Here is a 14,121-nt window from a genome sequence, read left to right on the forward strand (position 1 = left end):
CAGCCTTTATTCCAATGAAATTCCAACGATTGCCCCGACTGCTTCGAGACCGATCTGCGCCAGTTCGCCTTCCTCGAAGGCATCCGGCAGCGCGCCGCCTTCCAGCCAGAGGCCGTCGATCACGGCGTTTGTCGCGGTTCCTAGATGCCGCAGCCGGGCCGGAGAAGCCGGTTGCCCTGTTTCTTCAAGTACGGCTGCGATCAATTCTTCCAAGTGGTCGCGGAAATAGTCGTATGTGCGCCGGTGAATCTCCCGCATATCTGGGTCCTGCTGCACCTTGTTCAGGAAGCCGGCCCAGAGCGCGACGGCCCGCGAATCCACGACTGGCGGCGTGAGGGAAGCGACCACAAATCCAGCCAGCCGGTTTCGTTCGGAACCTTCTTTAGCGGAGGCTGCCGTCTGATCGGTCAGCTCGTTCATGTGGAACTCGTAGGCCGCAGAAATCAGTTCCTCCTTGGAGCTGAAATAGTGCCGGATCAGCCCCTGGGTGACATCGGCTCGCTCAGCGATGCTGCGTACCGTTGCTCCCCGCACACCTTTTTCTGCAACCAAGTCCAGCGTTGCGCGAATGAGCGCCTCCCGCCTCGCCTCGGCGGGTTCGCGTTTGAATTTGCGGCGCTCGTCGTTCACAGCTCTTCCCTTTTTGCCGGGAGAAGAAATTATACACTTGCATAATTAGCAAAGACGCGTCTTACTGCAAGCCGAAAATCGAGGGTTTTGTTAGATGGACGCATCCGCCGCTGAATCGTTTGCCGCCGCTCAAGGATCGCTTGAAGAGGCGATTCGCGTTGAGGATCTGCACAAGTCGTTCGGGTCTCTGGAGGTTCTGAAAGGCGTGTCACTGTCGGCGAAAAAAGGAGATGTGGTCGCAATTATCGGCGGTTCCGGTTCCGGCAAGTCGACCATGCTGCGCTGCATCAATTTTCTGGAAACGCCCACTTCAGGCAAAATCGTGATCGATGGCGAAGAAGTTGCTATGCGGGCAGATGGCAGCCCTGCAAACAAGCGCCAGATCGAGCGTATCCGCACCCGGCTTGCGATGGTTTTTCAACAGTTCAACCTCTGGACCCACCGCACGCTCCTGGAAAATGTCATTGAAGTACCTGTTCATGTGCTGAAGGTTCCGAAAGCACAGGCCATTGAGCGGGCGCATGGTTTGCTGAAACGGGTGGGCTTGGGGGACAAGGCGGACACTTTTCCGGCCTATCTATCCGGCGGCCAGCAGCAGCGCGCCGCCATTGCCCGGGCACTGGCGGTCGATCCCAACGTGATGCTGTTCGACGAGCCGACGTCGGCGTTGGATCCGGAGCTTGTCGGCGAAGTTCTTACGGTGATCCGCGACCTTGCTGCCGAAGGCCGCACCATGCTTCTGGTCACCCATGAAATGAAATTCGCACGCGAGGTCGCCAGCCACGTTGTGTATCTTTACCAAGGCCGTATCGAAGAGCAGGGGCCGCCTGCCGAGGTTTTTGGAAACCCCAAATCAGAGCGCCTGAAGCAGTTCCTTAGCTCCGTCGCCTGATCCGGAATTCTCAACAAAATTCAACAGGGAGAGTACTATGAAACTGAAAGCAATCATTGCGGCTGGCGCCGCTACCATGGCGCTTTTTGTGGGCGCAGCTTCCGCAGAACAGGTGAAGATCGGGATCGCCGCCGAACCCTATCCGCCGTTTGCCTCGCTCGACAGTTCGGGAAATTGGGTCGGCTGGGAGATCGACGTGATCAACGCGGTTTGCGCGGCGGCGGATCTGGACTGCGTCATTACTCCAGTTGCCTGGGACGGCATCATCCCTTCGCTCACCGGCCAGCAGATCGATGCTATCATGGCCTCCATGTCGATCACTGAAGAGCGCTTGAAAACCATCGACTTCAGCGATCCTTACTACAATACCCCGGCGGTGATCGTGGCCGACAAGGCGATGGCGATTGAAGCAACCCCGGAATCGCTGGCGGGCAAGATCGTCGGCATCCAGGCCTCCACCATCCACCAGGCCTATGCGCAGGAATACTTCAAGGATGCTGAGCTGCGCGTCTACCAGACCCAGGACGAGGCGAATCAGGATCTGTTCTCGGGCCGTATCGACGCAACACAGGCTGACAGTATCGCAATGGCTGACTTCGTCGGTTCCGACAGCGGTAGCTGCTGCGAAATTAAGGGTGCGGTGAAGGATGACCCTGCCATTCTTGGCCGCGGTGTCGGTGCGGGTGTGCGCAAAGGGGAGACGGAGCTTCTGGAAGCTCTGAACAAGGGGATTGCGGCCATTCTCGCGGACGGTACGCATGAGAATATCACCGCAAACTACTTCACCACCAGCATCTACTAGGGTGCTGCGGTGACCGGACTGCTGGAAACGCTCGGCCTGGCCAGGAGCGCAGAACTTCTGTCGCTCTCGGCACCAGGATGGGGAAGCAACCTGCTGCGCGGGCTGGCCAATTCCCTGCAAATCGCCATTGGCGCATTCGGGCTTGGCCTGCTGATCGGGCTGTTCGGAGCCTATGGAAAACTTTACGGCGGGAAGATCACACGCGATCTTCTCGCCATCTATACTACGGTGATCCGTGCGGTTCCCGAATTGGTTCTGATCCTTATCCTTTATTACGTTGGCAGTGATGTCATAAACAAAATCTCCGCCGCGATGGGCGGCGGAAGGGTCGAGATCAACGGCGTCGCCGCCGGCATCTGGGTTCTGGGTGTGGTGCAAGGGGCATATGCCACCGAAGTTTTGCGCGGCGCCATCCAGGCAGTGCCGCCGGGCCAGATTGAGGCCGCCAGATCCTACGGAATGCCCGCGTTCATGACCATGCGGCGGGTGACGATCCCGGCAATGATGGGTTTCGCTGTGCCGGGGCTGGCAAACCTGTGGCTGATTGCCACCAAAGACACCGCGCTGCTGGCCGTGGTCGGGTTCAACGAGCTGACGCTGGAAACCAAGCAAGCTGCCAGCAGCACCCGCGCCTATTTCACCTTCTTCCTTGCCGCTGGCTTTCTCTACCTGATGGTAACTCTTTGTTCAGGATCTGTTTTTGCCCGGATCGAAAAATGGGCACGCCGCGGCCAGCCGTCCCTGAAAGGAGGCGCGCAATGACGGGTATAAAAGACCTGCTCCAGCCGCATCGTATCGTGATGATGCTGGCATTTGCCGCGCTGGTGCTCTGGTGCGCGCTGACTTTGCGCTGGGACTGGATTCCGACATACGCTCCGCTGGTAGCGCAGGGGCTTTGGACGACAATCTGGATATTGGCGGTTTCTACCGTGCTGGGCTTCCTTTTTGCAGTGCCTCTTGGGCTGGCTCAAGCGGTTGGCCCCTGGTATCTGTCGGTGCCTGCGCGGGCATTCTGCACCGTGATCCGGGGTACGCCGCTACTGTTGCAAATTTGGCTGCTTTACTACGGGCTCGGGTCGCTTTTCCCGCAGTTTCCCTGGATCCGCTCGTCGGACCTCTGGCCCTACCTTCGGCAGGCGTGGCCCTATGCTGTGCTGGCCCTGACGCTCTCCTACGCAGGTTATGAGGGAGAAGTCATGCGCGGGGCCTTTTCGGGTGTTGCCAAAGGTCAGCTGGAAGCGGCCAAATCATTTGGTATGCCCAGGTTCACATTGTTCCGCCGGATATGGCTGCCGCAGGCTGTCCGCAATGTTTTGCCCACACTGGGCGGAGAAACTATCCTTCAGCTGAAGGCAACGCCTCTGGTGGCAACCATTACTGTTGTCGAGATCTACGCGGTTGCCTCTCGCGTGCGAGCCGACACGTTCATAGTTTACGAGCCGCTCTTACTGTTGGCGGTTTTCTATATGGCGATAGCGGGACTGATTGCGCTGGGGTTCGGCTGGATCGAAGGTCGCACGCGAGCAAAAAGGACTATCTAGGCGACGATAGTCCAAAACCTGCGCCCATCTGGACGCGTTTTTTTCGAGCTCGTCCAAACCTAGACTCCGGTGTGGCATTGCCCCCTCAAACTGTGTCTAGCCCCTAAAACGGTGCCATTACACTGTTCGCGAGAGGGGGATTTGGCATGGCGAGAACCCTGTCGGACAGCTTGTTCAGCCAGGAGGGGCAGGGAAGTCGGAGCGCTTTCAGCTCAGTGGCAGAGACACCTCAGCTTCCGGACAGGCACCTGATCAACTCGTCCGATGCTGAGCTGATGAGAAACGCTTCAAGCACGTCCATTGAAGCTCTTGGGGCGCCATCCTTTGAAAGCAGTATGTTCAGATGATTTTCGGCGGCGACAGCGCCATGTTCTTCGAGGAAGCACGCTGGCAATGAAGCAGCTTTCAGACGCCGCGATTGCTCATGCGACGATGTGCGTTGACCCAAAACGCATGGCGACGCTTGTTTCAAATGCTCTTCACCGGCTTCCAGCCGAATCCACCGCAGATTGTGTTTTCGTTCCGCTGACCACGTGAAGCGGTTGTGTCGCAAACTTTGGGTCAGGCTTGACGAAACTGCGTGCCCTGGTGCTTGTTGCCTTCAAGTCAATCGCGAGCAGGTTTCAGAATGGTCACTTTGAATGGCTGCCACCTCCTCAAGGATGTGGTTTTTTACGCTAAATTTTTCAATTTGCGCTTCACTGTCTCTTATCGCGATCTGGAAGAGATCACGGCTGAACGGGGAAATTCCGTCGATCACGCCACATTGAATAGGTGGGTTATGAAGTACTCGCCGATGGTCGAGGCTAAAGCACAATCAAAGAAGCGCCCTACGCTGAATTCCTGGCGCATCGATGAGACCTATCTGCTCGTCCGCGGCAAGTGGGTGTATCTCTAGCGAGCCGTCGACAAAGCAGGAAACACCCTTGATTTTTTGTTTTCAAAGCGTCGAAACAAGCCTGCAGCCACGAAGTTCTTTGCCAGGATGTTGGAGGTCAAAGGATTGCCGAGTAAGATTGTCATCGACAAGAGCGGTGCTAACAACGCAAGCATCAGGGCTATCAACAGAATGCTCAAGGGCTTCGGCTGTCCGATCCTGATTGAGATGGTAAGGCGCAAGTATCGCAATAACATCGTGGAACAAGATCACCGGTTCATCAAAAGAAGAAAACGCCTGACGCTCGGGTTCAAATCGTTCACCTCTGCAACTTCGACGTTGGAAGGCATCGAAGTTGCGAATATGATCCGAAAGTGTCAACTCAGACCAGCACACTGTCCATTTCGTCAGTTCGCCTAGCCCAGCGAAAATTTCGAAACAGAATCCCTCTATCCTGGTCCCAGGCATTGCCACGGCAAGGATCGCTTATCCGGGCCCTTTTTGATCTAGATCAAACTCGACCGGACCTGCATGGCGTACCCTCGAACCCAATAGCCGAAATCCATGATGTGTTCCTGTTGGCCCGTTTGGCCACTTGTCACGCACGATATAGCCGCTGGCAACTTCAATTTCCGGAAGCACCGGCCATTGCTGGTAACAGCAACGCCTTTTGAATGGATGTGGCAGACAGTTGGCCTGATCCACGGATGGCCGGCAAAACTGGGGATCTTACATTGGGATGACGCCGCCGGGATGGCTAAGACCCAACATACCCAAGTCGACCTATTCTCGTTCTCTGATGAGTGTGAGCGGCATCTTTCTGGCAGGCGTTCTGTTCTGGGGCGGATTCAACTGGAGCCTGGAAGTCACCAACACCGAGACCTTCTGCACATCTTGCCACGCAATGCGGGCCTATCCGTTCGAGGAGTACAAATCCTCGGTTCACTATTCCAACCCAACCGGCGTTCGGGCGTCGTGCCCGGACTGTCACGTGCCTCGGGAATGGGGGGCCAAGGTTCTTCGAAAGATACGGGCCACTAACGAACTCTACCACTGGGCGAGAGGGACGATTGATGCGCCCGAGGACTATCGTGCCAGGCGGCTCGAACTCGCGCAGAACGTGTGGGAACGCATGGAGGAAACCGACTCGCATGAATGCCGCAACTGCCATGAGTTTGCCTATATGGACACCGCGGCGCAGCGAACCAAAGCGGGCATGCTGCACGACCTTGGGACACAATGGCAGATGACCTGCATCGATTGCCATAAGGGAATTGCACATTCCCTGCCGGAAGGATTCGACCGCCACGCGGTCATGGACGAAGTGCATATCCGGCTGGAGGCCGACGAAGTGGAGTGCCGTCTGTGCCACGAGGGCATGGCGCGACCGAAACCCGGCGATGACTGGTAGCCACTCTGAACAACGAAGGCACCAGTAAAAGCGAGAACAAGTCGCACGGAGACAGAGGAGGAGAAAATGTTTGTTTCAAGGCACAAGGTGCTGGGGTTGATGAGCGGAGCCTTGTTCGCCACGGTACAGCCTGCACCGGCGCAGGCGGCGTCACCGGAAATGCTGCAAGAGGGCGAAGAGCTTTTCGTGGACAATTGCGAGGCCTGCCATCAGGCCGACGCCATCGGTGAACCGGGCATCGCGCCTTCGCTGACCAATCCCGAGTTTCTGAGCATCTCTTCGGACGAGTTCCTTCTGGGAACGATCCGCGACGGGCGAGAGGATACCGGGATGCCGCCCTTCTCGCATATTGGCCGCAGCGGTGCTCAGGCTATCGTCGCATATCTGCGGTCGCACTCTGATCGTCCGAACCGGGCAGCCGAGGTGGACGCCCAGCCCGAAGCGCATGGCGACCCGCGCCTCGGCGAGCAGTGGTACAACAACATCTGCTCGACCTGCCACGGGGCCGATGCCGAAGGCTATGACGCAGGCGGCGCCGGCACCGCTATCGGACTCCCGGGGTTCCTGACCAAGGTCTCGGACGGGTTCATCCGCGAAACCATCAAGAAAGGCCGTTCCAATACCAGGATGCTGGCATTCCAGGGACCCGAAGGACTAGCGAACCTGTCGGATCAGGAAATCGACGACATCATTGTCTATCTGCGCAGCCTTCCCGCGAATTGATCGGAGAAACACGTCATGAAACGCATCAAGAAAGAGCTGTCGCGCCGCGATATGCTGAAAACAAGCGCCTTTGTCTCGGGAGCCGCCGCGACCGGCGGCCTGATGGCGGGCGATAACCCCGAACTTTTCATCGGTGCCGCCGAAGCGGCCGAGGGCGCGGCCGAACGTACGACCGCGATCGCGCAATGCCCCTATTGCGGGGTCGGCTGCGGTACGATCATCATCGCCGAGAACGGCAAAATCGTTTCCATGCGCCCCGACAAGGATCACCCGACCAATTTCGGCTTGCAATGCATCAAGGGGCTGACCGCCGCGGAGCCGATGTATGTCGACCGGATGGAGGGCGATTCCTATGTCCGCAAGGACGTCTGGGAAGAATGGAATAAACCCGGCCACGGCGATCTTGAATATGTGTCAAAGACAAAGGGCTCGTTCGACGAAGAACATTTCGTCCGCGTCCCTTACGAGGAAGCCTCGGAGTTGGTCGATCACAAGATCGCCCATCTTGCTCAGACCTATGGCGGCAACTCAATTGCGCTTTACGGATCCGGCCAGCTGACAATGGAAGGCCAGTATCTGGAAAACCTGTTCATGAAGGGCGTGCTGGGCTCGAACACGATCGAGGCCAACGCCCGCATGTGCATGACTTCCGCCGTTACCGGTTACTTTGCGACGCTGGGCTCGGACACCCCACCGCTGGCTTATGACGATATCGAGCTGTGCGATATGATCATGCACTTCGGTCACAACGCCCGTGAATCGCACCCTATTATTTTCTGGCGCGCCGCCGACCACAAAAAGAAGAATGACATTCCCACGGTGATCGTTGACCCTCGCCGCACCGGCACGGTGATGGGATATGAGGATATCAATACCGAAAATACTGTCCACGTACCAGTGCTGAACGGCGATATCAGCTTCCTGAATGCTATTGCCCATGTCCTGCTCAAAGACCATGACGACGTGATCGATTGGGATTTCGTCAAGGAGCACGCCACCGGCTGGGAGGAATATGTCGACGGCGTACTCAATAACTACAGCCCCGAACAGGTGCAGGACCGGATGGGTGGGCCCAACCACGATGTGTCGCCCGAATTGATCCGCCGCGTGGCCGGTATGTTCGCGGACGCCACTCGTAGGCGGCTGGCCCGCTCGAAAGGCTCCCAGGAGGGGGGCTATGGCGGTGTCATCATTATGTGGGGCATCGGCTATAACCAGCACATTCACGGCCAGCACAACGTGATCTCGATCATCAACCTGCTGACCCTGACCGGCAACCTGGCGAAACCTGGCTGCGGCCCGTTCTCGATGACCGGCCAGCCCAACGCGATGGGCGAACGCTTTACCGGCGGCCTGACAGGGCGGTTGCCGTTCAACATGCCGCTAAGTGACGACAGCTTCCGCGCCAAGATGGCCAGGGCCTGGGGCATTCCGCAGCAGAACCTGGACAATGCCCACAATTCCGGCAATCCCGGATACGCCGTCGGCATGATGGAGCGCGCGCTCAAGGACGAAGTTAAAGCGATGTTCCTTGTCTACGCGACCCATATAGATCTTCCGGATCAGTACAACCTCGTTCGGCCGGCGATCACCAAAACCTTCAATGTGGTGCAGGAAATCTATCGCCACGCGCCCAACAACCTTTATGCCGACGTGATCTTCCCGGCGGCGACATGGGGAGAGGTTGAAGGTGTCTACATAAGCTCCGAACGTAGGATCAACCTGTGTCAGAAAGGCGGTACGCCACCTCCGGGCTGTCGGCCTGACCTGGACATGGTGATCGACAAGGCCAAGGGGATCGGCAAACTTTTGGGCTTGGATATGTCCAAGGCGTTGCCCTACGAGCGGCGCGAAGACGGGTTCTATAACGCGGAAGAGGTTTTCCGGGATGTCATCAGGGCATCCGAAGGAACCGATACCGATCTGACCGGCATTCTGGAGGTCGAGAAGCTGGACGGCGACACACCCTATGAACAGCTTGAAAACCTTCGCGGCATCCAGTGGCCGGCGCCGACCTACGAAATCGCCCAGAACGGTGGGGCTAAGCGACGGTTCATGCTTCAGGAAGGCGACTGGGCCGACAAGCCCTATGGCTACTTCCGTACTAAAGACGGAAAGGTGCACATAAAGCTGGTGCACCAGGATTATTCCGACCGGGAAGCTCTGACCAAGGAAATGATGCGCTACGGCACCGAAGAAGGTCTCTACACGATCGACAACTTGGATCTGATTGAAAAGGTCCGTGATGCCGGCCTGACGCCGGACATGCCCGATGAAGAACATCGCGGGAAGAAGTGGCAGGATGTTCCTGACGACAAGTTTCCCTACTGGTTCGGCCTCGGTGTGGTTTACGAACATTTCCACACAGCCAAGTCCAACCGCAGTCCGACGACACGGCGGTTAGTGCCGGAAATGTATGTCGAGATGCATGAACTCGATGCGCAAGACCTGGGCATCGAGGACGGCGATCAGGTCCGCGTCATCACGCGACGCGGCTCGCTTCAGGCCCGGGCCCAGGTTGGTACGAATTCGCTGGTCAAACCGGCGCGCAACAATGTCCCGCGAGGCTACATGTTCGGGCCTTGGAACCTGTCGGTGGCCGACAGCGCCGATCCCAAGAAGAATAAGTGGCTGGCCAATGGCGTAACCAGCCGGATTTGGGACCCGGTGTCCGGCCAAGTGGACTTCAAGAAGAGCGCTTGCCGGATCGAAAAGGTCTGAGCCAACCGAGACAACCGCACAGGCGGGACGGTCCCGCCTGTGCCATGGCAAGAAAGCCGCACTATGAAACGCAGAACCTTTGTAAAAGCCGCCGCCATGACCGCTACGGCTGCCGCCATGACCGGCAGCGGCGTCGCCGCGAAGAGCCAGGGTTCGCTTCGGTTTCTGCGCCCGCCGGGAGCATTGCCCGAAGAGGATTTTCTCGGCCGCTGCATACATTGCGGGCAATGCGGCGAGGTCTGCCCGAACCGCACAATCAAGTATTTCAACACCGAGAATGGCTATGCCTCAGTGGACACGCCCTACATCGTGCCGCGCGAAAAGGGCTGTATTCTGTGCATGAAATGCGGCGAAGTTTGCCCGACCGGCGCAATCCAGCCCATTGAATACGAGATCGAAGCCATCCTTGAGAATGTCAACATGGGCACGGCCAGGGTGGATGAACAGCTGTGTCTTTCATTCCAGGGCAAGACCTGCGGGGTCTGTTACCGCGCCTGTCCGCTGCAAGACGTGGCAATCAAGGCCGGCCGGCTGGAACAACCGCAGGTGACGGATCAATGCGTCGGCTGTGGGCTGTGCGAACGGTCCTGTATTCAGATGCCGCAGGCCATTCGCATAGTCCCCAACCGCGGATAGACCGCACCGAACCAGAGGATAACCATGCAGACCGGCAAACCTTTCTTTCTCTGGCGCCAGTTGAACAAGCTTAGGTGGATCAGCCTGAGCATCGTCTTCGCGATGCTCGTCGCCCTGCCGTTCCTGCACCTCTATCAGACCTATGTTTCGGCCCATGCCTACGATCTGCTGGCACCATCCGAGCAACGGCTCTACGACGTGGTGGAAACACTGACCGAGCCCTTTGTCGACGACCCGGAGAAGGATCTGGACGCGATCAAGGGCACGACCTGGTCGGGCACATTCTGGGGGCTGCAACTCAGCGATCCGCTGGCTGCGGTGGGGCAGTCTGCCGCTGGGCGCTCGTTTTATTGGCCGTTCCTTTCGACGGCACTGATCCCGGTGGTGCTGACCGTGATTTTCGGTCGGTTCTTTTGCGGCTGGATCTGCCCTGCGACCTTTCTATATGAGCTCAACAGCAACTTCGCCGGATGGCTTCGCTGGGCGGGGCTGCATACCGGCAACCGGACTTTTGACAAGCGCCTCAAATACGGGGTCCTTGCCCTGGGACTGCTCCTTTCGATGTTGTCCGGTTCGATCCTGGTTGCAGCGGTATATCCACCAGCCATCATCGGGCGCGAGATCTATTACGCGGTGGCGCTAGGCGGATTTGGCGCGGGTACGGTGTTTTTCATTGGTACATTGCTGTTCGATCTGCTGGTCGCTCGGCGCGGATTCTGCCGCTACGTCTGCCCGGGAGGAGCCCTCTATTCGCTACTCGGACGCTACCGGCTGGTACGCATCCGCAGGATCGTCGAGAACTGCAACGACTGCGCCAAATGCAATGTCATTTGCGAGTTTGGCCTTGATCCAATGCGCGATCACATTGGCCTGGAATGCAACAACTGTTCCGCTTGCATTGCGGTCTGCCCCACCGATGCCCTGACCTTCACGCTCAGGCCAACGGATTATCCCAAGCAGGGTCCCGGTCATCTGGGACGGCAATATCGCCGTGACAGGGTGCAGCAGGAATTGGAGGCCGCGGAATGAAACGACGGGGTCTCCTGCGGGAATTGCTGGCGGGAACCGCGTTTCTTGCGACGGGCCTTCTGCCCTATGGCATTGCCGCATCGCTTGCCCCGTCCGGGCCGGCACGCGCCTTCGGAAACCACCTTCGGCCACCCGGTGCGCTCAAGGACGATGATGCCTTTGTCACCGCCTGCATCGGTTGCGGTCTTTGCGGCGAGGTTTGCCCGCCCCGCTGCATCAAGTTCCATACTCGCGATGGCGGCGGGGCGGTGAATACGCCATATATCGACGCCGCCGAAACGGCCTGCATCCTGTGCAACAAGTGCATGGAGGTCTGTCCGACCGAGGCCTTGACTGAGATTTCCCGCACGGAAATCAACATGGGCTTTGCGGATATTGACGAGACGGCCTGCTTCCCATGGGTGGACCGCGGCATCTGTGGAGCCTGCGTCGCGGTCTGCCCGCTGGGCGAAAAAGCAATCAGCTTCGATTTTGCCAATGTTTACCGGCCCGTCGTGCGATCCGGATGCGTCGGGTGTGGCATGTGCGTCGAGATTTGCCCCCATCCAAGCAAACCAATTTGGATCGTGGAGAATGCAAAGCAGGCCAATCAACTATTTTCCACAGGGTGAAAAATGCCTAGATCTGACCTGAGTAATCGCCGCCCTCAACGCTTGATAGCTGCTGTTGTCATGATACTGATTTGCTGGCTTGCGGCGACGCAACACGTGCAGGCGCATCATGTGCTGGGCCGCCCGTCCTACAGCCTGGGCGAGGATTCCAACACGCCTTCGAGTCTTCAGGCCGAGCTCCAGATCGGAGATTTCTTCGTGACCTATATGGTGTTTCCGGCGTTCCCCAAGCCGGACAATCCGGGGCGGATCAACCTGTATGTAATGCGCCTTGGCGGTCACGAACTGTTTGGCGGCCAAGTGACGTTCACGGTGCGTGATGACACATGGGCGTCACGGTTCGGCTTCGGCGATGCGGCAGAAGTGCTTGGAACGCAATCTCTGGACGACGGCGTTTTCCGGCAGGCGTTCAGTTTTCATGCTAACGGAAATTACATCATTCGTGCCGCTTTCGATGCGGACGGCGAACCGCATGAGATTGATTTTCCCCTGCGTGTTGGACCACCTTCGCCGATTGGCCCTATCGGAATTACCATCGGCGTTCTGACCGCTATCTTGGTGTCAGTCACGGTAGTACAGCGTCGCCGATCAATGACTGGCAAAATCCGCAGCGCACATGACCAGCCCGAGTGACATGCGGAAAGTCTGTGCCCAGATCAAAACCGACCAAGGAAGAAAGGAACTGGTTTGGAAGTTTGCACCATCGATGGCAGCGTGATGACACATCCGGGCCTCCCGGTGAACTGGGGACTGGCGGTTACGGCCTCTATGCTGATCGTGGGCCTTGGCGTAATGTACACTTCCACGGGCGATGAGCGCCAAACGCGATATTTTGAGCTGGCTACTGTACCAGGTATCGGCAGCGCATTTAGCCATGGCGCGTCTTCGGCCCGGTTGCTCCGGTCATTGAAGCTCATCTTTCTTGCGCTTTTCCTGCTGATCATCGCGGCAGGGCTCGCGGGTACGCCAATACCGGAACGCAACGCCGCCACCGTTCTGACCTGGAACCTGTGGTGGTCTGGGCTGATCCTCGTCGTTTTCTTTGCCGGATCGGTTTGGTGTGGTGTCTGTCCCTGGAACACGCTCGCCAACCTGCTGGTAAACCGCCGCGTAACCGGACGCGCGCAACAAGGCAGCAGCCTTGGATTGAGAGTGCCGAAACTTCTGCGAAACCTCTGGCCCGCCCTGATCATGTTTATCGGGCTGACGTGGCTTGAACTTGGTGTGGGCGTAACGATCAGCCCCTACGCGACCGCTCTCTTGGCGCTTCTGATCGTTGTGCTGGCAACCGCTTCTCTGGCGATTTTCGAGCGTCGCGCCTTCTGCCAGTTCTTTTGCCCGGTCGGGCGAACGGTCGGGTTCTACTCGCAACTCGCCCCAGTCGAGTTGCGACCGCGCGAAGCTCACGCCTGCGCTGACTGCACGACGCTGGATTGTTACTTCGGAACGGACGAGGTCGAACCCTGCCCAACGCATCAGGTCATGGGACGCATGCGCCAGAACACCTATTGTGTATCCTGCGGCAACTGCGCCCGATCCTGTCCAAAGGAAAACGTAGTCTGGCGCCTGCGCAGCCCAAGCGCCGAGGCGATACAAGATGCGCGGCCGCATTGGGACGAGGCCTGGTTCATGCTTGGCCTGCTGGCGCTTACGGGTTTTCACGGGCTGACAATGATGGAATTCTGGGACAACTGGATCAGTGTGTTGGCACAGGCCATCGGCGACTCGGGCCAGTTGCTCGCAAGCTTCACCATCGGTCTTGCGGCAACCCTTGCGGTACCAGCGGTGTTCTATGCAGCGGCTGTGTGGCTGACAAGGCGACTGTTATGTCCCACCTCCAGCTATGCTGCTGTATTCTCGCGTTTTGCGTTTTCCGCGTTGCCCCTCGCCTTCGCTTATCATCTGTCCCACAATCTGAACCACCTGGTCCGCGAGGGCTCCGGATTGGGAGCGGTCCTCGCCAATCCATTCGGCACCGGAACCCTGCCACTCGGCGACTTTGAAAGACATGCGCGCGCGATGGAGATGATGCTTCCGCAAGGCGCCGTTCACGCCATTCAGGCCGGCATAATAGCTTTGGGATTTCTGATCGCGATGCGCATCATACTGTGCCGGGGGCAAAAGCTCTCAGGAAAAGGGGGACGAGGCGGAATTTTGCCGCTTGCGCCGATGGTGTTCTTTGCCGCCGGCATGACGGGTTTTCACCTCTGGCTGCTGATGCAACCGATGGTGATGCGGCTATAGGGTA

The 14,121-nt window shown here is 58.1% G+C and carries 13 protein-coding genes and 1 pseudogene; 13 read left to right on the forward strand and 1 reads right to left on the reverse strand.

The window, feature by feature from the left end:
• Positions 1–6: 6 nt before the first annotated feature.
• Positions 7–630 carry a TetR/AcrR family transcriptional regulator gene (locus tag ACR0AO_RS22365; protein ID WP_480608666.1) on the reverse strand — a complete coding sequence of 208 codons (624 nt, stop codon included), beginning with the start codon at positions 628–630 and terminating at the stop codon, positions 7–9.
• Positions 631–724: 94 nt separating this feature from the next.
• Between ACR0AO_RS22365 and ACR0AO_RS22370 the strand changes: the two genes are divergently transcribed.
• From ACR0AO_RS22370 to ACR0AO_RS22430, 13 genes and pseudogenes are all read left to right on the forward strand, one after another.
• Positions 725–1,522, forward strand: a complete 798-nt coding sequence (locus tag ACR0AO_RS22370) for an ABC transporter ATP-binding protein (RefSeq protein WP_480608668.1) — start codon at positions 725–727, stop codon at positions 1,520–1,522.
• Between the two features lie 37 nt (positions 1,523–1,559).
• Entirely contained in the window at positions 1,560–2,324 is a 765-nt protein-coding gene (locus ACR0AO_RS22375; protein ID WP_480608669.1) for a transporter substrate-binding domain-containing protein, read from the forward strand.
• A 9-nt stretch (positions 2,325–2,333) separates the two neighbouring features.
• A complete protein-coding gene (locus ACR0AO_RS22380) occupies positions 2,334–3,086 on the forward strand; it encodes an ABC transporter permease (protein WP_480608671.1) in 753 nt (250 codons plus the stop codon).
• Positions 3,083–3,865 (forward strand): ABC transporter permease, encoded by a 783-nt coding sequence (locus ACR0AO_RS22385; protein WP_480608673.1) that lies wholly within the window; start codon positions 3,083–3,085, stop codon positions 3,863–3,865. The genes ACR0AO_RS22380 and ACR0AO_RS22385 overlap by 4 nt, the downstream gene beginning before the upstream one ends.
• Before the next feature lie 628 nt (positions 3,866–4,493).
• Positions 4,494–5,162, forward strand: a pseudogene (locus ACR0AO_RS22390) (IS6 family transposase).
• Positions 5,163–5,481: 319 nt separating this feature from the next.
• Positions 5,482–6,153, forward strand: a complete 672-nt coding sequence (locus ACR0AO_RS22395; RefSeq protein ID WP_480608675.1) for a NapC/NirT family cytochrome c — start codon at positions 5,482–5,484, stop codon at positions 6,151–6,153.
• Positions 6,154–6,219: 66 nt separating this feature from the next.
• The gene (locus tag ACR0AO_RS22400; protein WP_480608677.1) at positions 6,220–6,876 is read left to right on the forward strand and encodes a c-type cytochrome; all 657 of its coding nucleotides are present in this window, start codon (positions 6,220–6,222) and stop codon (positions 6,874–6,876) included.
• Between the two features lie 15 nt (positions 6,877–6,891).
• Complete coding sequence (locus ACR0AO_RS22405) at positions 6,892–9,597, forward strand: molybdopterin-dependent oxidoreductase (protein ID WP_480608679.1); 2,706 nt, start codon at positions 6,892–6,894, stop codon at positions 9,595–9,597.
• 63 nt (positions 9,598–9,660) lie between these two features.
• Entirely contained in the window at positions 9,661–10,233 is a 573-nt protein-coding gene (locus ACR0AO_RS22410; RefSeq protein WP_480608681.1) for a 4Fe-4S dicluster domain-containing protein, read from the forward strand.
• A 24-nt stretch (positions 10,234–10,257) separates the two neighbouring features.
• The gene (locus ACR0AO_RS22415; RefSeq protein ID WP_480608683.1) at positions 10,258–11,262 is read left to right on the forward strand and encodes a 4Fe-4S binding protein; all 1,005 of its coding nucleotides are present in this window, start codon (positions 10,258–10,260) and stop codon (positions 11,260–11,262) included.
• Positions 11,259–11,873, forward strand: coding sequence for a 4Fe-4S dicluster domain-containing protein (locus ACR0AO_RS22420; protein ID WP_480608685.1), 615 nt, complete (start codon positions 11,259–11,261; stop codon positions 11,871–11,873). Before ACR0AO_RS22415 ends, ACR0AO_RS22420 begins: the two co-directional genes overlap by 4 nt.
• 111 nt (positions 11,874–11,984) lie before the next feature.
• Entirely contained in the window at positions 11,985–12,506 is a 522-nt protein-coding gene (locus ACR0AO_RS22425; protein ID WP_480608687.1) for a hypothetical protein, read from the forward strand.
• A 54-nt stretch (positions 12,507–12,560) separates the two neighbouring features.
• Positions 12,561–14,117 carry a 4Fe-4S binding protein gene (locus ACR0AO_RS22430; RefSeq protein ID WP_480608689.1) on the forward strand — a complete coding sequence of 519 codons (1,557 nt, stop codon included), beginning with the start codon at positions 12,561–12,563 and terminating at the stop codon, positions 14,115–14,117.
• Positions 14,118–14,121: the final 4 nt, after the last annotated feature.

The organism is Ruegeria sp. AF8 (assembly GCF_056541825.1).